The organism is Bacillus sp. FSL W8-0519, from assembly GCF_038005585.1.
Lineage (GTDB): Bacteria > Bacillota > Bacilli > Bacillales > Bacillaceae_G > Bacillus_A > Bacillus_A paranthracis.
Window position 1 is genome coordinate 452,250 of record NZ_JBBOTL010000001.1, and the last position, 26,179, is coordinate 478,428.

The following is a 26,179-nucleotide window of genomic DNA, read 5'->3' on the forward strand; positions in this document are numbered from 1 at the left end:
CCTCTTCTTGCAAGAAGAGGATCTTTTTCTTATAGCGTTTTAGTTTTCGGATTAGGTGGTGTAACAGATGTATTATTTTCAGGGACCTTAGTTAATAAAAATCCACCGATAATAAACAACACAATAATACTAAGAACACCAGCATTTGTTTTTCCTGTTAATTGCGTTGTAACACCGACTAATACTGGACCCATAATCGCGGCAAATTTGCCAAATATATTATAAAATCCAAAAAATTCATTTGCAGATTCTTTAGGTACTAGTTTTGCAAAATAGGAACGACTAAGTGCTTGAATCCCGCCCTGAGAAGTAGCAACTAACATTGCTAAAATCCAGAAATCGAGTGTCGTTTTTAAGAAATAAGCATATATGCAGATAATGATGTAAATAATAATACCGACATATAGCATTTTTTTACCGGTAAATGTCTCCGATAGTTTTCCGTACAATAAAGCGAATGGACAAGCTACAATTTGTGTGACGAATAATATGATTAATAGATTTGTTGCACTAATACCGAGGTCTGTTCCGTAAGCGGTGGACATAGTAATAATTGTATCGACCCCATCAATATAGAAAAAGTAAGCAATTAAGAACATAAAGACCGTTTTATATTCTTTAATATTTTTAAAAGTATCAGCAAGGCGTTTGAAGCTCATTGTAATTGGTCTTGGGTGACGTTCAATATAGTGCGTTTGTTCTACGTTTTTTAGCATTGGAATTGTAAATAATCCCCACCAAAGAGCTGTGATCGCAAATGAAATTTGACTAGCAATGCCGACTGATAAAGGGATAGTTCCTTTTTGAGCAAGAATGATAAGAGCAATACAACCGATAAATGGAATAGTACTCCCAATATAGCCTAAAGCGAAACCTCTTGTAGAAATTCGATCCATTCTATCTTCAGAAGTGACATCTACTAAAAATGCATCATAAAAAATGTTTGCTCCAGCAAAACCGACTAATGCGAGCATATAGCATCCTAGTAATAAGTACCACTGAGATGTTGGAACGACTGCTAGCATACTTGTAAATACGATACCGAGTCCAAAGAAGAATGTGAAAAATCGTTTTTTAAATCCTTTATAATCAGCAACTGTGCCGAGAATAGGAGCAAGTATAGAAATTAAAAGTGTTGCGAACGAGTTTGCATATCCCCAATATGCTGTTGAAGTTGCACCAGATAACCCAGCTTCTTTTGCAGCTGCTTTAAAGTAAATTGGGAATAATGCGGTTGTAATGACGAGCGAATATACGGAGTTCGCCCAATCGTATAATATCCAGCTTTTTTCTTGTCTGGACATTTTTTTCATATAATGTTCCCCCTCAAATTTGTTCTACTAACAGTGTACAAAAATAAAAATTATAAAAAGAGAAACAATGATGAATTTTACATAACTTTTACATATATACACAGTTCTTTACAATTGGAGTAAATCCTCTACAATTGATCCGTCTGTTTCACCTAAGTGTAAACCGAGTAGTCTAGCGATAGTTGGGCCTTCATCAATAAGTCTCATATACGGTATGGTAATGCCGCTTTTTATTCCTTTCCCAGCAGCTATAAAAATTGTTTCATAGTTAGGTTTTGTTGGAGAGTATCCATGCGTACCAAATGTATATTTTTTACTAGGCGTAACATCTTTTTCAGTAATTTCTTTTATAAAATCTCCTGTATAGTTTTCAGTGAAATAATACCCTTCTCGTGCTTCCAACATAAATAAACAATTGCCATCTGCACCGCATTCCTTCGCATCCTCATCATGAAGTATAAATTCAATACCGTTTTGTTTATTTTGAAGCAGTTCTTCAAGGAGTAGTTGTACTTCTCGAATTGTATCGGTATCGTTTTTGTCTTTCACATATACATAGGCGGACCCATCGCAACTTTGGCAATAAGCATTCCAGTCTACTAATTTTCCTTTTGAATTTATAGAGATAAGCCCTTTTTGATGAAATAGTACATTTAATTGAATGGCTTTGTTTTCACTTAAAGCGCTATGATCACCAAGAGCGATAATAGTGCTCTCTTCGTATAGTCCACTGTCTTTTAAAGCTTGAATAATTTTCCCTAGTCGCTCATCATGTCTATGAATTGCGGCTATTGTTTCTTTTGATTCAAAGCCGTGATAGTGTCTTTGGGTGTCTAAATCGGTGAAATGTACAAACATGACATTAGGCTTTTTCGTCTGGATTGTATGCACAGCAGAAGCAAGTACGAAATCATCGAGTTCAGGTTGTGACACTCCATTTCGTATATGGCCGAAACGACGATTTAAATCTAATTGATATAGCGGGCTACCGCTAAATAATGAAACTAAAACTTGATTTTGCCACGGTCTATTTGGAAAGATTTCTGGTAAATTGTAATCAATATTTGCTCTGCCGGTAACAGGCCATAGAAGGGCAGCTGTCATTAAATTTGCTTTATGTGCTTCATCATATAACGTTGTTCCTTGTATTGATTTTCGGTACCAATGCCAATCGGGTGATTCACGTCCAGGTTGAAGTAACGTATTGCTAACAACACCATGTTTATTAGGGTAATTACCAGTTACGATTGTTGAGTGACTTGGGTATGTTACAGAAGGATAAATTGGTTCTACTTTTTCGACAACCGTACCCTTTTTGATTAGAGATTGGAAGTGAGGTAATTTTTGTAGTATAGGAAAATCTAAAGCTGATAAACAGTCGAATGATAAAATGATGACACGATTCGTTAATGCTTTATCCATAAAGTAATCCTCCTAATTATATAAAACCTATTACTATATACTACTATTAATACCTAGTAATAAAAATATGTTTTTAAATAAAATTTATTATTTATTTTCAGAAAAGTTGAACATATAATAAGTATAAGGGAATCTATGGAAGGAGGGAATGGTATGGACTGGTTAGATGGATTTGGTATATTTTACATCATTGGCGGAATCACGATTATCCTTGTATTTGCTATTTCGTATTTACTAAAGAAACGGTTTCCAGACAAGCAGTTCGATATTATATTTGCACTTAGTCTAATACTTCTTTGTTTAGCATCCTTTCCTGTTACAATGATGGTTATTGGTGGATGGGAAGGAATGGGGTATGGGTTTATTGGTTTCTTCGTCCTACTTGGTACACTTATTGGTATGATTGCACATCAACTTTTAAAAATATCACGAAAAAGCTACGTATAAAACTGTAAAAAATGAAAAGAATATATAAAAATAAGAAAATTCACTCTTGTTTTGAAGTGAAATTTATATTATGATATTCAACAAATTTATTTTGTTATAACGATGAAAAAGGACTAGTATATGTTCAACCTTTTTAGCAGAGAGAGAATCCGTCAGGCTGAAAGATTCTTAAAAAGACAACATGGAACCTACCTTTGCGTTCTGCATATGCAGCGGGAATTTCCCGTTATCAAAAAGAGAGCATGCACAATTTTGTGCATGAATCAGGGTGGTAACGCCGGCAAAGCTCGGTCCCTATTTAGGGACGCGGGCTTTTTTGTATTTTCTAGAAGGAGGAAGACTGACTATGGCAAAAGAACAAGTACAAGCGATTACGAAGATGGAAGAGGACTTTGCACAGTGGTACACAGATATTGTAAAAAAAGCAGAACTTGTTGATTATTCAAGTGTAAAAGGATGTATGATTCTACGCCCGTACGGCTATGCCTTATGGGAAAATATGCAGAAAGTTATGGATGAGAAGTTAAAAGCAACCGGTCATGAAAATGTGTATATGCCAATGTTTATCCCAGAGAGCTTATTACAAAAAGAGAAGGATCATGTAGAAGGATTTGCTCCTGAAGTAGCATGGGTGACACATGGCGGGAATGAAAAGTTAGCAGAAAGACTTTGTATACGCCCTACATCTGAAACTTTATTCTGTGAGCACTTTTCAAAAATTGTGCAATCCTATAATGATTTGCCAAAGTTATATAATCAGTGGTGTTCAGTAGTTCGTTGGGAAAAGACAACGAGGCCATTTCTTCGCACAACGGAATTCTTATGGCAAGAGGGTCATACAATTCATGAAACAGCAGAAGAATCTCAAGCTGAAACATTAAATATTTTAAATCTATATGCTTCTTTCTGTGAAGACTATTTAGCGATACCGGTAATTAAAGGACAAAAAACAGAAAAAGAAAAATTTGCGGGAGCAAAGGCAACTTATACGATTGAAAGCTTAATGCATGATGGGAAAGCACTTCAAACAGGAACATCCCATAACTTTGGAACGAATTTCTCTGAAGCATTTGATATTAAATTTTTAGATCGTACCGGTAAGTGGCAATATGTACACCAAACATCTTGGGGTGTATCAACAAGAATGATAGGTGGACTGATTATGGTTCATAGTGATAATAATGGGCTTGTAATGCCTCCTAAAGTTGCACCAGTGCAAGTTGTTATTGTACCGATTGCTCAGCATAAAGAAGGAGTTTTGGCGAAAGCGCTAGAGTTACAAGGACATATTCAAAAGGTTGCACGAGTAAAAATAGATGCTAGTAATAAAACACCAGGTTGGAAATTTAATGAGTATGAAATGAAAGGTATTCCAATTCGATTAGAAGTTGGTCCTAAAGATATTGAAAAGAATCAAGTTGTACTCGTAAGAAGAGATACGAAAGAAAAAGAGTTTATATCAATGGATCAATTAGAAGAACGCATTCCAGCACTACTTGAGGAAATTCATAACTCTTTATTTAATAAAGCAAAAGTATTTCGTGATGAAAATACGTATAGTGTGACGAAGTTTGAAGAGATGAAAAAATTAGCTGATGAAAAGCAAGGATTTATTAAGGCGATGTGGTGCGGGGAACTAGCTTGTGAAGAGAAATTAAAAGAAGAAGTCGGAGTATCTTCTCGCTGTATGCCTTTTGAGCAAGAGCATTTAGCTGACGAATGTATTTGTTGTGGTAAAGAAGCGAAACAAATGGTGTATTGGGGAAAAGCGTATTAATGCTCTTTTGGATAGGAAGGATGAAAAGGACTTTAGGCTGCATAATAAAATGCAATCCAAAGTCCTTTTTAGTTTTACAATTTGTTTCATGTATTTTTAAGATGGAAGGATATGTTTTTATTTTGCGTTTTTACGGCGAATGAATAGTAACATACCAATTAGGAATGTTGAAAGTCCCATTAAAATAGATGCAGGATAATGTGTTGCAGTATTCGGTAACTTATCGCCTTGTTTTTTCGCGTTATCTTTTACGTTACCACCTTTGGAACTATTGCCACCTTGAGGGCCATTTCCTCCTTGAGAACTGCTATCGCCTTTACCACGGTTACCTCCATGAGAGTCATTTCCCCCTTGAGAACTGCTATCGCCTTTACCACGATTGCCACCAGAGCCATTGCCACCGGAACCATTGCCACCAGAGCCGTTGCCACCAGAACCACTGCCATCAGAACCGCTACCGCTAGAGCCATTGCCACCAGAGCTATTGCCGCCAGAACCGTTGCCACCAGAACCACTGCCATCAGAACCGCTACCGCCGGAACCATTGCCACCAGAACCACTGCCATCAGAACCGCTACCGCTAGAGCCATTGCCACCAGAACCATTGCCATCAGAGCCGTTGCCATCAGAACCATTGCCACCAGAACCATTGCCACCAGAACCGTTGCCACCAGAACCATTGCCATCAGAGCCGTTGCCATCAGAACCACTGCCATCAGAACCGCTACCGCCGGAACCATTGCCACCAGAACCACTATCGTCCTGAGAACCACCGTTTCCTGGTGGTTTATTATTATCTTTTGAGTTACCTTCTGCGAAATGATCGTTATTTTGTACAATCGCATTTGTTACTGGAGAGAAGTTTTCTGTTGCTGCATTACCAATATTTAAACCACTAAAAAAAGATAAAGAAAGAGTTGATGCTAAAATAAAAATTTTCGTCATTGATTTCCTCCTGAAAAATTAATATTCCATCTAAAATACATCCCTTTGTAATATTTCATAGGAAAAAGAGTTTTATACAAAAAAATCTATATATAGAAAAAGGTGGTGTATTTCTAAAGAGAGAAAAGAGTTAGTGTAAATTCTTTATAATAGTAGAGTAGTGGGAATTTCACACACATTACAGTAGAGGAAGTGACAGCAGATGAAAGAGTATATTGCATTTGATATTGGTGGTACACACATTAAATATGGAATTGTTTCAGAAACAGGAACAGTACTAAAGCATAAAACAGTTCCAACAGAAATTCATTTGGGCGGAGAACAAATCATTCAAAAACTCATTCTTTTATCAAAAAAATTAATGGGGGAACATAAGGTTTGGGGAATTGGTATTAGTACGGCGGGAATTGTTGACGTTAATAAAGGGGTGGTGACGGGAGGTGTGGATCATATTCCGGGCTATAGTATGATTCCTATTATGAATAGATTGCAAGAGGTATTAAAAGTTCCTGTATCCATTGATAATGATGTGAATTGTGCAGCGTTTGGAGAAAAGTGGAATGGTAGTGGAAGAGAGAAAGGAAATTTTATTATGTTCACCCTTGGAACTGGTATTGGAGGAGCAATTTTTATAGATGGAGAGTTATATAGAGGGCATTCGTTTAGTGCTGGTGAATGGGGAAATATGTTAATAGAAGGAAAAGCGTTTGAAGAGGTCGCTTCCGTTTCAGGGTTAATTCGTCTTGTGCGAGAATATAAAGGTGAAAGCGATTGGAATGGAAAAAAGATTTTCGAACTGTATGATAAAGGTGATAGGGAAGTTACCCAAGCAGTTGAGGTTTTCTTCAAACATTTAGCGATTGGAATTAGTAACCTTGCTTATATTTTTAATCCAGAAGTGATTGTTATAGGTGGCGGAATTACTGCTAGGGGAAATCAGTTCTTAAAAGAAGTAAAAGAAGAGGTAGAAAAATATTTAGATAAAGAGATTTATAGTAATTGTGAGATTGAACTTGCACAAAACGGTAATTGTGCAGGAATGGTTGGTGCTATTTACCACTTCTTACATCATCATAAGTAAATTATATGAATGTTTTCATATAACTGAGAATTTATCCTTTTTATCACTAGGTAAATAATGCTACAATATAAGAGGAGAATACAATATTTTCCGTATTGGAAAATGCTTTGTAGAAAGGAAGAAACTGCATGCCTATTATTTTAGAAAAAGGTCAAAAGATCGATTTAACGAAAGGACAACCCAAAGTAGCAAAACTACAGGTTGGCTTAGGCTGGGATCCAATTGGGCAATCAGGTGGGTTTCTGTCTTCATTATTTGGAAGTAAACCAAATGTAGATTGTGATGCATCAGTTGTTATGTTAGAAGAAGATCGTTTTTTAAACAAAAACGATTTAGTTTACTTCGGAAACAAGCTTTCTACTTGTGGTAGTATTATTCATTCAGGAGATAATTTAACAGGCGAAGGCGCTGGTGATGACGAAACAATTTTCGTAGAATTACATAAAGTTCCGAGCCGTATTAATCGTTTAGTATTCGTTGTAAATATTTATGACTGTGTAAATCGTCGTCAAGATTTCGGGATGATTCGTAATGCATATATTCGTATTCAAAACCCGCAAACTGGCGAAGAATTCGCACGCTATAATTTATCGGATAATTATGCTGGCAAAACGACTCTAATTGCAGGTGAAATGTATCGCCACGGAAGTGAATGGAAGTTTTCAGCTGTTGGAGAAGGAACACAAGATAAAAACTTAAGTGAGATTGTATCACGTTATCAATAATATAAACCGAGGAGGAATTGTATATGGCATCAATTTCATTGAAAAAAGGACAAAAGGTAGACTTAACAAAAACGAATCCAGGTCTTTCAAAAGTTCTTGTAGGACTTGGTTGGGATACAAATCGTTATGATGGACAAGCTGATTTTGATTTAGATGTTAGTATCTTTTTAGTAGGTGCTAACGGTAAAGTTTCAGGAGCAGAAGATTTTGTTTTCTATAATAACCCAAAAGGTGCGAATGGTGCTGTAGAACATTTAGGAGATAACCGAACTGGCGAAGGTGAAGGCGATGATGAATCTATCAAAGTAGATTTGAAAAATGTACCTGCACATATCGAACGTATTTGTTTCACAATTACAATTTACGATGGAGAAGGTCGTAGCCAAAACTTTGGTCAAGTTTCTAACTCTTTCGTACGTATTTTAGATGAAGAAAAGAATGCAGAGTTAATTCGTTACGATTTAGGAGAAGATTTCTCTATTGAAACAGCTGTTGTAGTAGGTGAACTATACCGCCATGCAGGTGACTGGAAGTTCAATGCAATCGGAAGTGGATTCCAAGGTGGATTAGCGTCTCTATGTAACAATTTCGGTTTAGATGTAGAGTAATAGATTTAACTATCCATTAGTAAGTATATATTTACTAATGGATATGTTTTTAAAGATTAAAATATAGAGGTGAATATACATGGCCATTCAGTTACAAAAAGGACAGAAAATCGATTTAGGTAAAACAAGCCCTGGCTTAACAAAAGCAGTAATTGGTCTTGGTTGGGATATTAAATCTTATGATGGTGGATCAGATTTCGATTTAGATGCATCTGCCTTTCTATTAGACGCGAACGGAAAATGTACGAAGGAAACTGATTTTATCTTCTATAATAATTTACAGTCTCCTTGTGGATCTGTTCTACATACAGGTGATAACCGTACAGGTGAAGGTGAAGGCGATGATGAACAACTTGTTGTGGACTTAAAGAAAGTTCCAGCAGATGTGCACAAAATTGCTATTACAGTTACGATTTATGATGCGGAAGGCCGTAGTCAAAACTTTGGACAAGTAGGAAATGCTTTCGTTCGTTTAGCAAATGAAGAAACGAATGAAGAAGTTCTTCGTTTTGATTTAGGGGAAGATTTCTCCATCGAAACAGCAGTTGTCTTTTGTGAATTATACCGTCATAATGGACAGTGGAAGTTTAATGCAGTAGGAAGTGGATTCCAAGGTGGCTTAGGTGCGCTTGTAAGAGCGTATGGCTTGGATGCATAGGAAGGAAACGATATTCGTTTCCTTTTTTTGACCTTTCTATAAATCTAGCAAAGAATAGGGGATATAGGTAAGATGAGTATTTTGCAAGGAATCCTTGATACGTATGCTCAATTTTTCGACTTGGACATGTGGATTAAAGTGTTGCAGGATCCAGTATCTTGGGGATTAATAGGTACACTTGTTGTACTTGAAGGATTGTTATCTGCTGATAACGCACTTGTATTAGCGGTAATGGTAAAACACCTTCCGGAAGAAAAACGTAAAAAAGCATTATTCTATGGACTTATTGGAGCTTATGTATTTCGATTTATCGCAATTGGAATTGGAATGTTCTTAATTAAATTAGCATGGGTAAAAGTGTTAGGTGCACTTTACTTAGCATGGCTTTCAGTTAAATACTTTATTGATAAACGAAAAGGTAATGCAGAAGAAGAGGAAGCTCATGGTATGAACCAAAACAGTGTTCTCTTCAGAATGTTTGGTGTCTTCTGGGGAACAGTTGCGATGGTTGAATTAATGGATATCGCATTCTCTGTAGATAGCGTACTTGCTGCATTTGGTGTATCAAATGAAGTTTGGATTCTATTATTAGGTGGAATGCTCGGTATTTTAATGATGCGCGGTATCGCTGGTGTATTCTTAAAATTGTTAGAGCGTATTCCAGAACTTGAAACGACAGCATATATTTTAATCTTAATTATCGCAGCAAAAATGTTATTGTCTGTCATTCATATTGAAATAAGCCATACAGTGTTCTTCATTATTTTAGTTGTAGCATTTGGAGCAACATTTATACTTCACTACATGAAGAATTCTGGACAAGCTAAAGAAGAAGTTGCAGCTACTAAAGAAGACAATAAATAATTGAAATGGGTTTGCTCGTTTTACGAGCGCCCATTTTTTATAGACAGAAATAGTTTATAATAGAAGAAAGACTTAGAAAAAGTAAATGTTTTTGGAGGTGAACTGTTGTGTTTTCACGTTTTACACTTCAACCATATGCATTAAAAGATGAATCAGATTTAAAGCAATTTGAAACGCTTTTAGAAAAACGTCCACAATATGAGCTGACAGAGAATGAGATGAAATTTAGTTATATAGCATGTCGAATCCTTGGCGTTCCTAATGATGTAGATGAATATTTCAATGAACTATTTGATTATAGTGAAGCGAAAGGAATTGAAGTTTTACATGAACAAAATTTAAATAAAGTAATCGATTCGGAAAAACTTCGTCATATTCAAGAAGTGTTCGGATTACATCAAGAAGCACCAAATGGTCTAACAGTAAATAGGCTAGTGGCACACTTATCTGGGAAACAACTTTTGCCGAAAGTAGATAATCCTGATTTACAACATTATATACATACGACATTTATTTCTGTATTGAAATTATATGAGAAACAACATAATCAATCTTTAAAGACAGAAGGCTTCCGTCGTTTCTTAATCGACATGATTAAATTAAGCGAAAATTACGTAGCGAAGTGGTTCTCTACGATTAACTATAAGAAACAAATGCCGCGTATTGTTTGGTACGGTGATGCACAGGAAAGCCGTATATATTTCTTATACTTTCTTATTATGCTCGGCTGCGATGTACTTTATTATCACCCAGAAGGAAAAGATGGATTTGAGAATGTCGATGAAGAGGGAAGGACATTTATTATGTCTCATCCAGGCCGTATTGCTCTTGAACCATTTCCAGATCGCCGCCGTGAGCGTGTTGCAACAGTAGCGTATCAAGCTTCAAAAGAAATTGAGCAAGTACTTCACCACGATAATTCACTGCTGTACAAGCCGTGGCAATTCCGTTCCTATACGCCTGTAGCTCGTACATTAAAAACAACATATGATGAACTCTTTTTAATTACGAAAGAAAAGGCGTTTGTACGCCCGACATTCTTTGTTGAAAATAAACACATTTATATCCCTTCTTTATTTGCGAAAATATCAGGTGTTTCAAAGAATGATAAAGAGTATTTTCAACGATTAAAGGCTGTTACATCATTTGATAACAGTTTATTAATTAATACATTTCCGTTTACGAAAGAACAAAAAGCAAATTTCCAATACCATTATCGAGATGCATTAGACCGCGGGGGAAAATTGCATCCAGATTTAATTATGAACAGTCATTGGTGGCCACATAAACGATTGCCAGAAGGATTACAACATGGTATTGCAGAAGCGATTATCCATACGTGTGAAAGCGAAATGTGTAAACCAATTGCAAAAGAGACGAAACAAGATGTAGCGCTATATGTTTTCGCGCAACTTTCTCAAATACCACCGAATATTTTAGAACAGCTTGAGAAATTTGATTATTCACAAGATGTACCGAAAATTGTTATATTTAATAATGAGAAGAGTGGAGAGTTAACTCGTTCTGATGCTGTTTTATTACTATTTTTAAATCAAATTGGAGTAGATGTATTCCATTTCAATCCAACGGGAAGAAACGATATTGAACCATATATTGAAGCGGGGGCATTTGATTCACATTGGCTTGAAGAAGTTAATTTCGATCTTGAGTTTCATGGTTCATCAGCCTATAAAAATTTATCACAAACAATAAAAGGACTATTTCGTCCATTTTTATAAGGAAAGGGAGAATACCATATGAATAACCCAGTCGTACTAGATTCGAAAACAGAATTAAATGAGCAAACAGCACAAGATGTTCGCTTGCAACTTAGACAAGATGCGGATGTACAACGTATTTATAATGCGGTAGATATTAAAGATCAATTAGAATTAATTGAACTTGGAAAAGAACCTTCTATGGAAATTTCACGTTTTGCTGATCAAATTTTACATACAATGTCATTATCAAAGATAGAAGATTCTGGTGAATTATTAAAACAGCTTGGTAAAATTATGGACCGATTCGATAGCAAAGACTTTGCGGAAGAGAAAAGCGGTTTCTTCTCACGTATGTTCAAAAAAGCGGATAAAATGATTGAACAAATCTTTAGCAAATATCAAACGATGGGCCGTGAAATTGATAAAGTGTATGTGGAAATTACAAAGTATCAAGATGAAATGAAAAAATCAATTGGTACGTTAGATGGTTTATATGAGCAAAACTTAAAATATTATTTAGACTTAGAAAAATACGTAGTAGCAGGAGAAATGTTATTAGAGCGTTTAAATACAGAGTTAGTTCCGATGTATGAAGAGCGTGTACGTAATAATGATCAATTAGCAGGTATTGAATTAGAGTCGCTTAAAAACTCTGTTGAAATTTTAGAACAGCGTATTGATGATTTAGAAAAAGCACGTATGGTTGCGTTACTTACAGCACCACAAATTCGTATGATTCAACGTGGTAATAATAAATTAATTGGTAAAATCAATACAGCATTTATTACAACGATCCCTATCTTTAAAAATGGTATCATTCAAGCGGTAAATGCGAAGCGTCAAAAGCTTGTTGCAGATTCTATGGCTGAACTGGATCGCCGTACAAATGAATTACTTAAGAAAAATGCACAAAATATCGCGACGCAAAGTGTGGAAGTAGCGAGGTTATCAGGTTCTTCTAGTATTAAGATGGAAACACTTGAGGAAACTTGGAACATTATTTCAAGAGGTATGCAAGAAACACAACAAATTGAAGAACAAAATAAACGTGAGCGTGAAGAAAGCCGCAAACGTATGGCTACATTAACAGAGAACATTAAAAAAGAATTACAAGGATAAAGTGAAACTTTAATCAGTGGGGTAAACGAAAAGGCAATGAGAAATAGTCCTCATTGCCTTTTAGTTTTTCTTCACTAATTTAATGATTTCATTCACAACAAGCGGAATGATACTTAATAAGAGAACAAATCCCCAATCTCGCATCGTTAATGCATGCACACCGAATATATTTGCAAGGGGCGGAATGGAGATGATACAAACTTGCATAAGAACACCGATAAGAAGGGAGAAGACTAAATATTTATTTGTAAAAATCCCAATTGAAAAGATCGATTTCGTTCTTGAACGCAAGTTAAATGAATGAACGAGCTGAGAAAAACTAAGAACGACAAATGCCATCGTTTGAGCGTGTAATAAAGCATCCTCATCAATTTGCTCTGGGAAAAGAGGGAATAGATGTGTATCTCCAGTATAGAACTTTGCTCCGGCGATAAAGGCTATTAGCGTCAAAAGGCCAATGACAACCCCATTGAAAATAAGGAAAGGAACGCTACCACTAAATAAGCTTTCTTTCGCATGTCGTGGTTTTTCCTTCATCACATCAGGATCTTCAGGATCAACCCCAAGTGATAATGCAGGCAGCGTATCTGTAATTAAATTCACCCACAAAATGTGAATAGGTCGTAGTGGTGTTGCCCAGCCGAGTAAAATGGCTAAAAATAAAGTGATAATTTCTCCGAAGTTACAAGAGAGTAGGAAGAGAATTGATTTTTTTATGTTACGATAAATGTTTCTACCTTCCTCAACAGCTTTCACGATAGATGAGAAATTATCATCTGTTAATACGACATCCGCTGCCCCTTTTGCAACATCTGTTCCTGTAATGCCCATCGCTACGCCAACATCTGCTTGTTTTAAAGATGGAGCGTCATTGACGCCATCACCAGTCATAGAAACGATATTGCCTTTTGCACGTAATGCTTTTACGATCTTTACTTTATGTTCTGGAGAGACTCTAGCGAATACATGTAAGCGATCAATTTTGTTTGCTAGTTCTGTATCTGAAATGTTGTCTAATTCAGTTCCAATCATAATTTCAGATATTTCTTCAGCGATGCCAAGTTCTTTAGCAATTGCAAAGGCGGTATCTTTATGGTCACCAGTAATCATAACTGTGCGAATACCGGCTTTTTTACATTCTGTAATTGAATCTTTTACTTCAGTTCGCGGTGGATCAATCATACCGACAAGACCAATAAAGATGAGATTTTCTTCGAGATGATCTATATCCACATCGTTTGAATTGTATTGTTTAAATGCGAATGAAAGTACTCTTAAAGCTTCTTGAGACATTGACCCAGCGGCTTCTAATATTTGATCTTTATCAGCATCTGTTAGAACCTCGATTTTACCGTTTTTAAATATGTGGGTACATCGAGGTAAGAGTTTATCGATAGCACCTTTCGTCATGCTATAGTAGCTTTCATCATATGTATGCACGGTTGACATCATTTTACGATCTGAATCGAAAGGTAGCTCATTTACACGTTCATGTATTTTTTCTAAATGATCTTTTTGCATATTAAAGGTGGTTCCGGCAACGAGAAGAGCAATTTCAGTTGGGTCTCCCGTTTGTGAGTCATTATTGTAAGATGCATCATTACATAGCACCATATTTTCTAACAATAGACGTTGCACATCATTATTTACGTTTAAATTTTCTAATTGATCGTATGTGTTATCACTATAAAAGTGAGTAACGGTCATTTTATTTTGTGTTAACGTACCTGTTTTATCTGAACAAATAATTGTGACAGAACCGAGAGCTTCAACAGCTGGTAGTTTCCGAATGATAACATTTTGTTTAATCATACGCTGCACACCAATTGCAAGAACGATGGAAACGATAGCTGGCAAACCTTCTGGAATAGCTGCAACGGCTAAACTAATTGCAGTCATAAACATTTCTAGTGTATCTCGTCCTTGTAAAAAGCCGATGAGAAACATCACGATACAAATAGCTACAGCAACAAAGCCTAAATACTTTCCGACTTGTGCTAAGCTTTTTTGAAGTGGTGTCATATCATCGTCTGCTTCATGTAACAAGGTAGCAATCTTACCAATTTGTGAGTTCATTCCAGTTTCAACAGCAACACCAACGCCTCGTCCATATGTAACAAGAGTAGACATAAAGGCCATATTCTTTTGATCACCGAGTGGTACTTGTTCATCACTTTGCATGGAAGGGTGGTAGATTGCATCTTTATCAACAGGGACAGATTCACCAGTTAGAGCAGATTCTTCAACTTTTAAATTTGCGGTTTCGATCAGGCGTAAATCGCATGGGATATATCGTCCGGCGTCGAGCATAACGATATCACCTGGAACGACGTGCTCAGATGGAATTTCTTTTAGTTCACCATCTCGCTTGACGATAGCTTTAGGTGTCGCCATCTTTTTCAATGCCTCTAAAGCTTGTTCTGCTTTCGATTCTTGGACGACACCGATAACAGCATTTAAAACTACAACGAGCGCAATAATACTTGCATCAGCCCATTCACCTACAAAGGCTGAAATAAGGGCAGCAATAATAAGGACATATACGAGGACGTCATTAATTTGGGCGAAAATACGCTGCCATAAAGTGCGTTTTTGTTTTGTAGCTAATTCATTAGAACCGTATTGCTTTAAACGTCCATTTACAATTTCTTCTGTTAAACCGTGTTGTTCGTTTGTTTCTAGGTCGATTAATGTTTGATCTTTCGTCTTACTGTACCAATTGCTCATAAGTAAGCACCTCCAGTAAAAACAGTTAGCAATGGTAGTGTTGCTATTATTTGTGAGTAGTATGTATGGAGAAAAAATCTAAGGTGAGGTTCTACTTCTATTGTACAATATTTTACAGTTGATTGAGGGAAAGAGAAGAGTTGTCATGAATTTGTTGGAAGTAAAAAAGAGCCTCATAAACGAGGCTCCTTTACTTTTTAATTAATGTACCTAATTCTTCTGTAATAGCTTGCATTTCACTAATGCTGAATGTTTCACGTTTCATAACATGCTCATAAATGTCACGTAAGTCTTCGTACATTTCTTCATTAAAGCTAGCAGCTCTCATCGCTCCAGCATTAACCATACGTAATTTTTCTTTAATAGCTTCAACCATATATTCAACGTTTTCTTCTGACTTTACGGATAAATCCACCGAAGTGTCCCCCTTTAAAATAACATAAGGCTATCTTAACATTTTTTATCATTTTCGTTAATGAATCTTTTCAATCCTATTAAATTAGTAGGGATTTCCTTTATATTCACTAATTGGTTGTTTATACTATAAGTATATATAAAGAAATGCACCAAGAAAGGAAGAAACAAAAATATGGTTCAAGTATTGTTTGTTTGTCTTGGGAACATTTGCCGTTCTCCGATGGCAGAAGCGATTTTTCGAGATCTTGTCGTAAAAGAGGGACTCGAAGAGAAAATTGTCATTGATTCTGCAGGAACTGGAGATTGGCATGTTGGCCATCCGCCACATAAAGGAACACAAAAAATTTTAAAAGAAAATGCAGTTACTTTTGAAGGAATTAAAGCAAGGCAAGTAGAAAAAGAAGACTTAACAAAGTTTGATTATATTATTGCCATGGACAACAAGAATATAGCAGATTTAAAAAGTTTAGGTAAAACTGGAGGCTATATTGGTAGGCTGTCCGATTTTGTTCCAGACGGTGGCTGGACAGACGTTCCCGACCCTTACTATACAGGGAATTTCCAAGAAGTATATGACCTTGTAACAGAAGGGTGTGCAAAGCTATTAGCTTTCATTCGAAAAGAACAAGGAATATGAGGAAGCTTAGAAAGAAATACTTTCTAACATAAGAAATGAAAGGGTGAAGGAATATGGCAAAGAAAAATAATATTGCTCGAAACATTGCGATTGGTGTAGCTGCAGGTGTAGCTGTATCTATGTTGAAGAAAGAAAACCGTGAAAAAGTAAAAAATACTGCAGAAAAAGCAAAAACAAAGATGATTGAAATTGGTGAAAATGCAAAAATCAAAGAAAAAGTGCAAACTGTTACAGATAAAGGACGCGAACTTGCTGATTTAAATGTAGTGAAAGCAAAAGTAGCAGAAATTAAAAAATTGACGCCGTCTGTTGTAGAGACGTTAAAAGAAACGAAAGAAATTTTTAGTAAGAAAAAGGTTGAGCCAGCAGAGAAGCCAGAAACGATTGAAATTCAAGCTGTTTCTCCAAAAGTAGATGAACTGAAAGCAGAAGAAGAAGAGCCGGTAGTTGCTGAAGATGGCGGTATGAAAGAAGCGCGTGAACTATTTATGAAAGACTCCAATGTAGAGGGAAAAAAAACTGAAGCGTACATTGAGTTGAAGCAAGATAAAGAAGAGAAGAAAAGCGTTTAACCATATATGAGAAAAATTTTAGAAAAGGTGAGAAGAAATCGTACTTATTCGTTTGGTAAAGATTTATATGACCGAACGATGCGCGATGATGTAGCGGGCTTGGCAGCACAGCTCGCTTATTTCTTCTTGCTTGCGATTTTTCCTGGGCTTGTTTTCTTAATTACGCTTCTTGGATTCATTGACCTTCAAACAGAAAGTGTGCTCAACTTATTAGAACCGTACGTACCTGAAGATGCAATGTCTTTGATTGAAGTAAACGTGGATAAAGTTGTAAATGAGCAAAATGGTGGTTTATTATCATTTGGTTTATTATCAATGCTATGGTTTGCTTCAAATGGTGTAAATGCGGTGATGAATGCTTTTAACCGTGCGTATGATGTAACAGAAACACGTTCTTTTATTAAAACGAGGGCGTTATCAATTGTATTTACATTAGCGATTATTTTTATGATTGTGTTTGCACTAATTGTTCCAGTGTTTGGACAAGTCATTGGGGCAGCTGTATTTAAAGCAATTGGTTTATCGGATAGTTTTTCTTACGTGTGGAGTATTACGCGTTTAGTAGCGAGTTTCTTCGTGTTATTTGCATTGTTTAGTTTTTTATATACATTTGCACCAGATCGAAAATTAAAAAGAAGAGAAGTCATTTCAGGAGCAACATTTGCTACTGTAGGATGGATTGTGGTATCGTACTCATTTGCTTATTATGTAGATAAGTTTGCGAATTACGCCAATACATATGGTGGTCTCGGTGGTATTATTATTTTAATGTTATGGTTTTACTTAACTGGATGGGTAATTTTACTTGGCGGTGAAATTAATGGTTTACTCCATCATTATAGGACGGGTGACAATAATTCCCGTAATGAAAAGTGAGCTCTTGTTCCATAATAATAGGGAACAGGGGGGATATTTCATGAGTAATAATAAAAAGAATCACAACAATAAAAATAACAATAAACAAAAGAGTAGTTCGCATCCAAAGCATAAAACGAGCGGTAGTGCAAACGGGCATAATAGCTACCATTAGAAAAAACGGGTCCTTTATGAGGGACCCGTTTTAATTGTTTCCTTTTAATAATCGTAAGCCATTTAAAATAACAAGAATCGTACTTCCCTCATGCCCGATAACACCGAATGGAAGAGCTAAAAATTGCATGAAGTTTGAACAAATCAGCATTGCAATTACAGCTAGTGAAAAGATTACGTTTTGCTTTACAATACGGTTCATTCGTTTTGATAAACGAATTGCTTGTGAAAGTCGAGATAACTCGTTCTTCATAAGTACAACGTCTGCCGTTTCTAAAGCTACGTCTGTTCCTTCTCCCATCGCTACACCAATGCTAGCAGTAGCGAGTGCAGGGGCATCATTTATACCATCTCCGACCATTGCTACTGTCCCGTATTTTTCTTTTAGCTTTTTAATCGTTTCCACTTTTGTTTCTGGTAAGCATGATGCGTAATATTCCTTTATATTACTTTCAGAGGCAATTGCTTTTGCTGTTTCTTCATTATCACCAGTAATCATAATTGCTTCGACACCGATGCTTTGTAATTCGCGAATAGCAGCTATCGTTTCTTGGCGAAGTGTATCTTTTAAAGCGATAAGCCCAAGGATGCCATCTTCGTCACTAATATAAACGACAGTTTTACCTTCTTTTTCAAGGGAAGCAGAAATACCATTATGAAATGTCTTTGTTTCTTCACCGATAAAATCAGCTTTACCTATTTTATAAGCTTTGTTTTCGAATGTTCCTTTTAGCCCAAAACCAGTTACATCTTCAACGTTTTCTGGTTTTTTTAATGTAATGTCATACGCATGTTGTGCATACTTCACAATAGATTCAGCTAAAGGATGTGTAGAGTGACTTTCAATTGCTGCTGTAATTGAAAGTACTTCTTTTTCTGTCATATTTTCTCGAACATATACATCTGTTACGGTAGGTTTTCCTTCTGTTAATGTCCCTGTTTTATCAAAAGCAATTGCTTTTACTGAAGCGAGGCGTTCTAAATGTATGCCACCTTTAAAGAGAATTCCATTTCTTGCTCCGTTAGAAATAGCAGATAACGTTGCTGGTGTAATGGCAGCAACGAGTGCACAAGGAGATGCGACTACAAGTAAGATCATAGCGCGATAAAACGTTTCATTCCAGCTCCAATCTAGTAAGAAATGAGGGACGAACATCATAAGCGCAACAACGAGTAGTACACCTTTTACATATGTTCCTTCAAACTTTTCGATGAATAGTTGTGATGGTGATTTTTCACTTTGTGCACTTTGAACGAGACGGATAATCCTTTGGAATAATGTTTGATCGCTCGGCTTTGTAATTTTAACTTCGATAGCACCGCGTAAGTTTACAGTACCAGCAAATACTTCATCACCATGTTTTTTTTCATTTGGAATAGGTTCACCAGTAATCGCTGCCTCATCGATATTTGTTTCACCGCTATGAATCGTACCGTCAGCAGGAACGCGCTCACCTGGCTTAATTAAAATAATGTCGTTAATTTGTAATCGTCCAACAGGAACACGTTCCTCGGTTCCATTTGAAATACGTAATGCTTCTTCAGGTTGTAGATCAAGAAGCGCTGAAATTTCTTTTTGGCTTTTACTTAATGTATAAGATTCCATTGCACCGCTTAGTGCGAAAATAAAGATTAAAATCGCGCCTTCTGCCCAGTAGCCAATAATTGCAGCACCGATAGCAGCAAAGAGCATAAGCATTTCGACATTTAGCTCTTTCTCCTCAATTGTATCTTCAATACCTTCTTTTGCTTTTGCATATCCACCAACTATATAAGCAAGGATATAGCAAGTAATGCCTACATTCATTACATCGTTCTTTGTGAATAACCAACCAGCTAAAATGAAAATACCAGATGCGATTGCAAATATAAGTTCATAATGTTTCTTTAATGTATCCCATAAAGAGGGATGAGAAATAGACTTTTGTACTTGTAATGTTTTTACTTCTGAGTTCATTACTACTCGCTCCTTCCAAATTCTTATTGAGAAAAATAATCAAAATCGAAACCCCTATAAAACGACGAAAGCTGCCATCCATAATGGATAGCAGCATTTCTGTTGAATCTGTTTTTAACAGTTATTATGTTGTAATTATTCTATAGTATAGCATATGTTTTCGTTAGATGATATGTTTTTGTTTGCGTATAAACTGAAAACTTGTGTTTTCACAGTTCCTTTGGTATATATGAATATTGTTCGTAAAAAGATCGGAAAGGAAGACAACAAGTGAAGACAGAGAAATTTTTTACCCATCCGATTGGCGTGTTTATTGCTGCAATAGTAGCGACTTTTTTATGGGGGAGCGCATTCCCTTTTATTAAATTAAGTTATGCTGAACTTGGAATTCAGCCACAAGAAGTTGGGGAGCAAATATTATTTGCTGGTTATCGTTTCTTCTTATCTGGGGTTATGCTTTTATTCTTCTTTAAAGCGTTAGGAAAAGATATGAATTTCAAAAAAGGAACGGGGAAGCAGTTAGTACAAATTGGTTTATTTCAAACATTTCTTCAATATATATGCTTTTATATTGGAATGAGCTATAGTTCTGGTATTGAAGGAGCTATCATTTCAGGAACCTCATCATTCTTTCAAATTTTACTCGCACATTTTTTATATAAAGATGATGCTCTTAATGTGAGAAAAGTAATTGGAGTTTCTATCGGCTTCTGTGGTGTCATTTTAGTAAATGTACCGAGTGATGGTAGTTTGTCATTCCATTTCGGAATTGGTAGTTTATTACTTCTGATTGCAGCAATGTTGTACTCGTATGGGAATATATTGGCGAAAGAAGGTAGTAAAACATTAGATGTTGGCTATATGACAGCATACCAAATGATTTTTGGTTCTATCGGGCTATTATGTATAGGGGCTTTGCAAGTTGGAGTCATGCCATTTACATTCAGTGTACATGCAATACTTATGCTGATTTACTTATCTTTCTTATCCGCAGCAGGATTTTGCATTTGGAATACAATTATGAAGTACAACAAGGTTGGAAAAGTATCAATGTACATGTTCTTCATACCCGTATTTGGTGTGTTATTATCGAGCATGATTTTAGGAGAAGCAATTCATTCATTTGTATTATTTGGTTTAGCATGTGTAGCCGCGGGAATTATCGTGGTGAATCGTACGCCAGCTAAGCAGAAAATGGAGCAAGAAAAACAAGTAGCATAAATAACAGGAAAACGATAAAAAAAGAAGAACAGTACTGTTCTTCTTTTTTTATGTAGAAAAAGGATAATAGACTAGGTGTAACGAAAAAAGATACAAAAAGCATTTTATTGGGGAGAACATATTATGAATCTACTTTACATGGTGTTAATTGCACAAATCATTCTTTTTTTAATTGGTGTAATTTATGCAATAGGACAGACAAAAAAGAAAAGAAATAATATGCCGTTACCTTTAGCGGTGCGTCTTATTCTTAGTTTTTCTTTAACAGCAAGTGCAATTTGGATATGGTTACAAGATCCATCAGTAGATTATAGTACGTGGGTTGCACTAGGTATGACGTTATCAACTGTAGGGGATTTATTTATGGCAGGTTTAATTCCAATTGGTCACAGGCTAATTGGAGGGATGATTACTTTCGCGCTTGCGCATTGTTTTTATGTAAAAGCATTTTTGCAAACAGGCATTTCATGGAATGGTTTTTGGATTGGTTTACTCGCATACGGACTCTTTCTCATTATAGGATGGTTCTTTTTTATTCGAAATGAGAAACAAGATAAATTGTTTACGATAGGAGCGCTAATTTACGGATTGTGGGTTGGAGGAATGGCTTGCTTTGCATTCGCCTTATACTATGAGAATACAGGAATATGGTGGATACCAGCTTTTGGTGGTTTACTATTTGTGATTTCTGATTTTATTATTGGCGTGACAGATATTGGAGGGCGCAAATTAAAGTATGAACCACTTTGGATTTGGTTTACATATGTAGCGGCTCAAATGTGTATTGTATATGTGGGAATATAAAAGGATACTCTCCAAATAGTAGATAGACTATTTGGAGAGTATCTTTTTTACTATTTTGCTTCAGCCAAATTTTACTGTCTATAAATAGTGAGGTACATATAAAATATGGTATATAAAAATAAGGATTTTATGAGGATGTTATTTTAAAGTTTTTAATATTCTAATTTTACAATTCAGAATTTTATAGAAATTAAGTAGTTGAAGTCTTTATAATAAAAGTAAAAACATGATGAGATGGTGGAATGATGCAAAAGAAAAAACGGTTGCGTGAATTCTTTGGAACAATTGCAATTGCTTGTTTGCTCGTGTTTTTGGCGAAAATTTTCGTATTTTTTCCTACGACTGTAAAAGGGGCGTCTATGAAGCCAACGTTACAAGATGGGGATAAGGTGATTGTGAATAAGTTGGCAAAGAAATTTGAAAGTTATGGGAGAGAAGATATTATTGTTGTAAAGACAGATAATTTTTATGTGAAAAGGGTTATTGGTTTGCCTGGCGATGTTATTGAGGTGAGAAATGATCAATTATATGTGAATCATGAAGTGATAGAGGAAGCGTATTTGTATAGTAATAAAAAACAAGCTGAAAAAAAACTTATGAATTTAACGGAGGACTTTGGACCAATTACAGTTCCTAAAAACAAGATTTTTGTTATGGGAGATAATCGCTTAATAAGCAGAGATAGTAGAAATGGTTTAGGACTCATTGATAAAGCTGATGTATTAGGAGAATTAGCGGCAATTTATTATCCATTTGAACATATGAAAATAATGAATTAAAGTAAAAAACCAAGCAAATTTCAGTTTGCTTGGTTTTTTATCCCGCTTTAATGGGCAGTAAGACCCCCACCTCAAAATTCAGCGAAAGCAAGGAAGTTAGGTGGGGGATGAAGACCCCCCACTGATTAAAGTTTCACTTTATGTTAAATCGTAGGAGACTCATTAAATTCATAGACGTCTTCATTGTTTTTGTGCGTACTTAAAACGAATTTGTGTTGCAATAGTTGCAGTTTAAAGAATGCTAACGGATCGTGATAAGTTTCTGGGTTGCTTCTTAACGTTGCTAATGTTTGCTCGTCTTCCTGTATTTCAAGTTGAGCGGCTTCTACATTTTGTTTCAGTATGCTAAGTGGATCTTTAAAGAACATCATGATATCTCGTTCTAATGCGCCTTCAAATACTTCAAATTGAAGGAAGAATTGTTTTGAAATCGTTTGAGCAATTTCCGTATAGTCTTCCGTTTCAATATATTGTTTATATTTGTTTGCAAGCATAGATTGATTTTTTTGCATGTTACCAAATAGTTTTCCTGCACTCTTTAAGAAAAATTGTGTCGGTGTAAAACGTAATAAAATATTGATATTCGATACTGTAATTCTATTGGTCATGCGTACAACATCTCGATGCCAATCATCTAGTAATTTGAAATCGCAAGGAAGTTTCATTCGTTCTTCTTTATATAATTTATTAAACGTTTCACTCATTTCATCTAAATAAGATTGAGCTTGAATAAATTCATTATGTGCTGTTTCAATCCACTCTTGAATAAACCCAGTAAATTTAGGGAGAAGCACTTGCTGTACATGTTTTTGAATTCGTTCGTTCATCGCAGTATTTAATTCTTCATGAACTAATTTGAAATCACTATCTTCTTGAACAAGGTCAGAGCAGCTCTGTAATAATTCAGGAATTTGAGAATGGATATCTCTTGTGATTTCTTCTTTCGTTAAAAGATAAGATTCTGTAATAGAACGAATTTTATCTTTTTCAAGAGCAGTAAGATTGTTAATAAATCCGTTTAGTTTTACTGAGATATGTTTATTCCAGCGTACTGATTTGACTAATGTATTTTCTAATTCCACACGTTCATTTACAAGGTATGCGATTGTCTTTTGAGTAAACCATATTAGTTTTTCGATACGTTCTTGTTCTATATCGCGTTCTGCTAGATTAGAAAGAATAGACTCTGTCACGTCCCCAAGTTGTTGGCTCCCCTCTTGTGAAGGAGAGTATGGGAAGAACTGCGCATTTGGGAAATGGACTTTCATCTTACTCATTAGTTTTTCATTCGTATCCGCACTATTTGTATGTAATACGAAATGAATTTGTAAGTTTGGTACTTGTTCACGTAAATAAAGTAATGTATCAAGTTCTTCACCATGTAACGATGAAGCAGAATTTAATACGTAAATAAGGCTATCTGCGGCTTGTAAGTATTCAAAATATGAGCTGTTTTTTTCCACTTGTCCTCGAACAGATGGTGTAACAAGAAATGCAAATTTATTCTTTCTCAAAAATCTACTTGGTAATTTAATTTCTATACATTTGTTCTCAAGTTCTGATTGTTCAGGTGTAGCCATTATTTGATGGAATTCATCAAAGTTCGGTATATTGTGCACATCTAACGCAGTGAATTCTGTTATTTCAGTTTGGCTATCATCTTTAAATAGAATAGGAGTTGTTATAGTTTCAGTTAAGATGTTCTCTCCTAATATTGAATTGACGAATGATAATTTATCATAGTCACTAGTTCCCGAAATTAGTAATTTTGTAACATTTAAATCACATAGTTCATGAACGAGTAACGTAAATTGATGACTTAAATCTACATCATTTTTTTCAGCCCATACAGCAATTGTTTCGAATAAATGAGAAACAGTTTCCATTTTCACATTTGTTTCAGCTGTTGAATTAGAGAGTAGGGCTCCCGCACTTTTTACGAGTAATGACTCTAAAGTTGTAGGTGAAACTTCATTCCACGCTAACACTGCAGCAGAGACGAATAGGGCGTCTTTTGCTCTCGTTAAACTAAACCAATTTGTTAATAAGTCAGGTACAAGTCCTTGCATTTCATGCATGAAATGTTCACCAGTAATTAATTCAAAGTACGTATCTTGATAGCGTTCAACAATTTCATGCCAATCGTCATTGTTGTCTGTTTCAATATGTAAGAATAAATGATTGATTGTTTGAATCCAAGGTAGATGTGATTTTTCATTTTGATAGCTGTTCCAAAGAGCAATAACAAGTTCCTTAAATTGGACTTGATCAATTGCATATAAAGCTTTTAAAGATTCATAGAAATATTCTGGTTTGATTTGTTTCGTAAATCCTTGATTCACATAATTGATTAAAGTATCGAACCAGTGTAATGATTTTGTTCGAATTCCTTCTTGAACGGCAAGTTCGATGGCGTTATTCCAATCTTCTTGTTTTTCATAGAATGAACGAGCAATTGAAGTAATATTTGGATAGTCAGGTTGAAATGCAACAGCCTCACTAATCGTCTTAAATGCTAGACCTAAACGATCTTGTTCGATATAAAGAGAAAGAAGTTGTAAGGAAACTTCCATTGTAAGAGTTGTATCTTCCGTTTGGATAGATTGATACATTTCTTCTGCCTTTGGTAAGAATCCTAGTTCAAAATAAGCATCTGCAATATTCTTGGTTGCCCAAAGTGCAAGCTCATTATTTACTTTCTCCCATTTAAATATTGCTGCTTCAAAGTCTTTATTTTGGTAATACAATTCACCTTGAGCAAAGCGAATATTAGAAATATTGGAGAATTCATTTGTAGATTCATTTATATATGCTTCACCGAGTACTTCTGATACTGGAGTAGAAGTTTTTTCTGTTAAAAATGTTTTATAGTAAACCTTTTGGATAAATTGATTTTCAATGGTCATGTTCGTTCCCCCTGTATAATTTAGAAAAATGATGTTGTATGTAAAGGGTGCATGTTCTTTTAATAGGTAGAAGTTGCATTATATCGACCAAACTATGTTTTTGCTAGGTATATCATTTTTCCTGAGAGTTAAACCGTTGCGAAAAGTAACTTTCCTTTATTGTAACAAAAAAACAAGCATATGAATTTTTATTTTTTAATCATGGTATTTGTGGATAGTAAGATTAGTCCTTCAAGAGGAGATGGATATAAGGAAAGAAGGCGGGAGTCTAGCACGTGATTGATGTGTACTAAGAATGAGCGAGGTCACTGATTAATAGTTCAATTTCAGCCTGCTAAAGGAATGGATAGAAGTAGAGTTCATTATAAAAACAATGTATAGTGAATATGTATACCATGTTTGTCTGAAAGATAGAAAGGGCACAATGTGGAATAACGATCGTGTATAGGA

Annotated in this window: 22 protein-coding genes and 1 other annotated feature; of the genes, 15 read left to right on the forward strand and 7 right to left on the reverse strand. The window is 35.5% G+C overall.

Annotated features, from left to right (window positions below):
* Positions 1-29 precede the first annotated feature (29 nt).
* Together NST14_RS02360 and NST14_RS02365 are read right to left on the reverse strand one after the other, a co-directional pair.
* Positions 30-1,313 carry an MFS transporter gene (locus tag NST14_RS02360; protein WP_000738822.1) on the reverse strand — a complete coding sequence of 428 codons (1,284 nt, stop codon included), beginning with the start codon at positions 1,311-1,313 and terminating at the stop codon, positions 30-32.
* Positions 1,314-1,421: 108 nt separating this feature from the next.
* The gene (locus tag NST14_RS02365) at positions 1,422-2,735 is read right to left on the reverse strand and encodes an alkaline phosphatase family protein (protein WP_098487537.1); all 1,314 of its coding nucleotides are present in this window, start codon (positions 2,733-2,735) and stop codon (positions 1,422-1,424) included.
* Positions 2,736-2,888: 153 nt separating this feature from the next.
* Between NST14_RS02365 and NST14_RS02370 the strand changes: the two genes are divergently transcribed.
* Together NST14_RS02370 and proS are read left to right on the forward strand one after the other, a co-directional pair.
* Positions 2,889-3,182, forward strand: coding sequence for a YesK-like family protein (locus tag NST14_RS02370; protein ID WP_000383851.1), 294 nt, complete (start codon positions 2,889-2,891; stop codon positions 3,180-3,182).
* A 93-nt stretch (positions 3,183-3,275) separates the two neighbouring features.
* Positions 3,276-3,481: a binding site (T-box leader), on the forward strand.
* A 47-nt stretch (positions 3,482-3,528) separates the two neighbouring features.
* Positions 3,529-4,959, forward strand: coding sequence for a proline--tRNA ligase (gene proS, locus NST14_RS02375; protein WP_001040964.1), 1,431 nt, complete (start codon positions 3,529-3,531; stop codon positions 4,957-4,959).
* 117 nt (positions 4,960-5,076) lie between these two features.
* Here proS and NST14_RS02380 read toward each other — a convergent pair whose 3' ends face one another.
* Entirely contained in the window at positions 5,077-5,904 is an 828-nt protein-coding gene (locus NST14_RS02380; protein WP_341118154.1) for an LPXTG cell wall anchor domain-containing protein, read from the reverse strand.
* Positions 5,905-6,106: 202 nt separating this feature from the next.
* On the opposite strand from NST14_RS02380, the gene NST14_RS02385 reads away from it, so the two are divergent.
* From NST14_RS02385 to NST14_RS02415, 7 genes are all read left to right on the forward strand, one after another.
* The gene (locus NST14_RS02385; protein ID WP_229136794.1) at positions 6,107-6,985 is read left to right on the forward strand and encodes an ROK family protein; all 879 of its coding nucleotides are present in this window, start codon (positions 6,107-6,109) and stop codon (positions 6,983-6,985) included.
* A gap of 128 nt (positions 6,986-7,113) precedes the next feature.
* Positions 7,114-7,710, forward strand: coding sequence for a TerD family protein (locus NST14_RS02390; RefSeq protein ID WP_001121580.1), 597 nt, complete (start codon positions 7,114-7,116; stop codon positions 7,708-7,710).
* 23 nt (positions 7,711-7,733) lie between these two features.
* Positions 7,734-8,318: a TerD family protein gene (locus NST14_RS02395; RefSeq protein ID WP_000146722.1), complete on the forward strand. Its 585-nt coding sequence runs from the start codon at positions 7,734-7,736 to the stop codon at positions 8,316-8,318.
* Between the two features lie 79 nt (positions 8,319-8,397).
* Positions 8,398-8,976, forward strand: a complete 579-nt coding sequence (locus NST14_RS02400) for a TerD family protein (RefSeq protein ID WP_001007533.1) — start codon at positions 8,398-8,400, stop codon at positions 8,974-8,976.
* A gap of 72 nt (positions 8,977-9,048) precedes the next feature.
* Positions 9,049-9,840 carry a TerC family protein gene (locus tag NST14_RS02405; protein ID WP_000025699.1) on the forward strand — a complete coding sequence of 264 codons (792 nt, stop codon included), beginning with the start codon at positions 9,049-9,051 and terminating at the stop codon, positions 9,838-9,840.
* A 107-nt stretch (positions 9,841-9,947) separates the two neighbouring features.
* Complete coding sequence (locus NST14_RS02410; RefSeq protein WP_000492873.1) at positions 9,948-11,579, forward strand: YceG family protein; 1,632 nt, start codon at positions 9,948-9,950, stop codon at positions 11,577-11,579.
* An 18-nt stretch (positions 11,580-11,597) separates the two neighbouring features.
* Positions 11,598-12,680: a toxic anion resistance protein gene (locus NST14_RS02415; protein WP_001064413.1), complete on the forward strand. Its 1,083-nt coding sequence runs from the start codon at positions 11,598-11,600 to the stop codon at positions 12,678-12,680.
* Positions 12,681-12,740: 60 nt separating this feature from the next.
* Here NST14_RS02415 and NST14_RS02420 read toward each other — a convergent pair whose 3' ends face one another.
* The gene (locus tag NST14_RS02420; RefSeq protein WP_229143095.1) at positions 12,741-15,407 is read right to left on the reverse strand and encodes a cation-translocating P-type ATPase; all 2,667 of its coding nucleotides are present in this window, start codon (positions 15,405-15,407) and stop codon (positions 12,741-12,743) included.
* Positions 15,408-15,597: 190 nt separating this feature from the next.
* Positions 15,598-15,822: a DUF1128 domain-containing protein gene (locus NST14_RS02425; protein WP_000366197.1), complete on the reverse strand. Its 225-nt coding sequence runs from the start codon at positions 15,820-15,822 to the stop codon at positions 15,598-15,600.
* Between the two features lie 174 nt (positions 15,823-15,996).
* Between NST14_RS02425 and NST14_RS02430 the strand changes: the two genes are divergently transcribed.
* The 3 genes from NST14_RS02430 to NST14_RS02440 are packed head-to-tail and all read left to right on the forward strand — an operon-like array spanning position 15,997 to position 17,909.
* Complete coding sequence (locus NST14_RS02430) at positions 15,997-16,461, forward strand: low molecular weight protein-tyrosine-phosphatase (protein ID WP_000250909.1); 465 nt, start codon at positions 15,997-15,999, stop codon at positions 16,459-16,461.
* 53 nt (positions 16,462-16,514) lie between these two features.
* On the forward strand, positions 16,515-17,033 hold the full coding sequence (locus NST14_RS02435) for a DUF4075 domain-containing protein (protein WP_229143096.1): 519 nt from the start codon (positions 16,515-16,517) through the stop codon (positions 17,031-17,033).
* A gap of 6 nt (positions 17,034-17,039) precedes the next feature.
* Entirely contained in the window at positions 17,040-17,909 is an 870-nt protein-coding gene (locus NST14_RS02440) for a YihY/virulence factor BrkB family protein (RefSeq protein ID WP_001226530.1), read from the forward strand.
* A gap of 184 nt (positions 17,910-18,093) precedes the next feature.
* Here NST14_RS02440 and NST14_RS02445 read toward each other — a convergent pair whose 3' ends face one another.
* Positions 18,094-20,019, reverse strand: coding sequence for a heavy metal translocating P-type ATPase (locus NST14_RS02445; RefSeq protein WP_001083783.1), 1,926 nt, complete (start codon positions 20,017-20,019; stop codon positions 18,094-18,096).
* Positions 20,020-20,289: 270 nt separating this feature from the next.
* Here NST14_RS02445 and NST14_RS02450 point away from each other — a divergent pair, with 270 nt between their 5' ends.
* The 3 genes from NST14_RS02450 (at position 20,290) to lepB (ending at position 22,823) form a co-directional block, all read left to right on the forward strand.
* Positions 20,290-21,240, forward strand: a complete 951-nt coding sequence (locus NST14_RS02450; RefSeq protein ID WP_000845687.1) for a DMT family transporter — start codon at positions 20,290-20,292, stop codon at positions 21,238-21,240.
* 123 nt (positions 21,241-21,363) lie between these two features.
* Complete coding sequence (locus NST14_RS02455) at positions 21,364-22,044, forward strand: lysoplasmalogenase (protein ID WP_001051050.1); 681 nt, start codon at positions 21,364-21,366, stop codon at positions 22,042-22,044.
* A gap of 242 nt (positions 22,045-22,286) precedes the next feature.
* Positions 22,287-22,823 carry a signal peptidase I gene (gene lepB, locus NST14_RS02460; protein WP_000983293.1) on the forward strand — a complete coding sequence of 179 codons (537 nt, stop codon included), beginning with the start codon at positions 22,287-22,289 and terminating at the stop codon, positions 22,821-22,823.
* 143 nt (positions 22,824-22,966) lie between these two features.
* Here the strand turns inward: lepB and NST14_RS02465 are convergent, their stop codons facing one another.
* A complete protein-coding gene (locus NST14_RS02465; RefSeq protein WP_000151452.1) occupies positions 22,967-25,729 on the reverse strand; it encodes a tetratricopeptide repeat protein in 2,763 nt (920 codons plus the stop codon).
* Positions 25,730-26,179 lie beyond the last annotated feature (450 nt).

Bases quoted from the DNA above. Each gene is read 5' to 3' on its own strand.
- NST14_RS02360 (WP_000738822.1), bottom strand. From the start codon at position 1,313: ATGAAAAAAATGTCCAGACAAGAAAAAAGCTGGATATTATACGATTGG.
- NST14_RS02365 (WP_098487537.1), bottom strand. From the start codon at position 2,735: ATGGATAAAGCATTAACGAATCGTGTCATCATTTTATCATTCGACTGT.
- NST14_RS02370 (WP_000383851.1), top strand. From the start codon at position 2,889: ATGGACTGGTTAGATGGATTTGGTATATTTTACATCATTGGCGGAATC.
- proS (WP_001040964.1), top strand. From the start codon at position 3,529: ATGGCAAAAGAACAAGTACAAGCGATTACGAAGATGGAAGAGGACTTT.
- NST14_RS02380 (WP_341118154.1), bottom strand. From the start codon at position 5,904: ATGACGAAAATTTTTATTTTAGCATCAACTCTTTCTTTATCTTTTTTT.
- NST14_RS02385 (WP_229136794.1), top strand. From the start codon at position 6,107: ATGAAAGAGTATATTGCATTTGATATTGGTGGTACACACATTAAATAT.
- NST14_RS02390 (WP_001121580.1), top strand. From the start codon at position 7,114: ATGCCTATTATTTTAGAAAAAGGTCAAAAGATCGATTTAACGAAAGGA.
- NST14_RS02395 (WP_000146722.1), top strand. From the start codon at position 7,734: ATGGCATCAATTTCATTGAAAAAAGGACAAAAGGTAGACTTAACAAAA.
- NST14_RS02400 (WP_001007533.1), top strand. From the start codon at position 8,398: ATGGCCATTCAGTTACAAAAAGGACAGAAAATCGATTTAGGTAAAACA.
- NST14_RS02405 (WP_000025699.1), top strand. From the start codon at position 9,049: ATGAGTATTTTGCAAGGAATCCTTGATACGTATGCTCAATTTTTCGAC.
- NST14_RS02415 (WP_001064413.1), top strand. From the start codon at position 11,598: ATGAATAACCCAGTCGTACTAGATTCGAAAACAGAATTAAATGAGCAA.
- NST14_RS02420 (WP_229143095.1), bottom strand. From the start codon at position 15,407: ATGAGCAATTGGTACAGTAAGACGAAAGATCAAACATTAATCGACCTA.
- NST14_RS02430 (WP_000250909.1), top strand. From the start codon at position 15,997: ATGGTTCAAGTATTGTTTGTTTGTCTTGGGAACATTTGCCGTTCTCCG.
- NST14_RS02435 (WP_229143096.1), top strand. From the start codon at position 16,515: ATGGCAAAGAAAAATAATATTGCTCGAAACATTGCGATTGGTGTAGCT.
- NST14_RS02440 (WP_001226530.1), top strand. From the start codon at position 17,040: ATGAGAAAAATTTTAGAAAAGGTGAGAAGAAATCGTACTTATTCGTTT.
- NST14_RS02445 (WP_001083783.1), bottom strand. From the start codon at position 20,019: ATGAACTCAGAAGTAAAAACATTACAAGTACAAAAGTCTATTTCTCAT.
- NST14_RS02455 (WP_001051050.1), top strand. From the start codon at position 21,364: ATGAATCTACTTTACATGGTGTTAATTGCACAAATCATTCTTTTTTTA.
- lepB (WP_000983293.1), top strand. From the start codon at position 22,287: ATGATGCAAAAGAAAAAACGGTTGCGTGAATTCTTTGGAACAATTGCA.
- NST14_RS02465 (WP_000151452.1), bottom strand. From the start codon at position 25,729: ATGACCATTGAAAATCAATTTATCCAAAAGGTTTACTATAAAACATTT.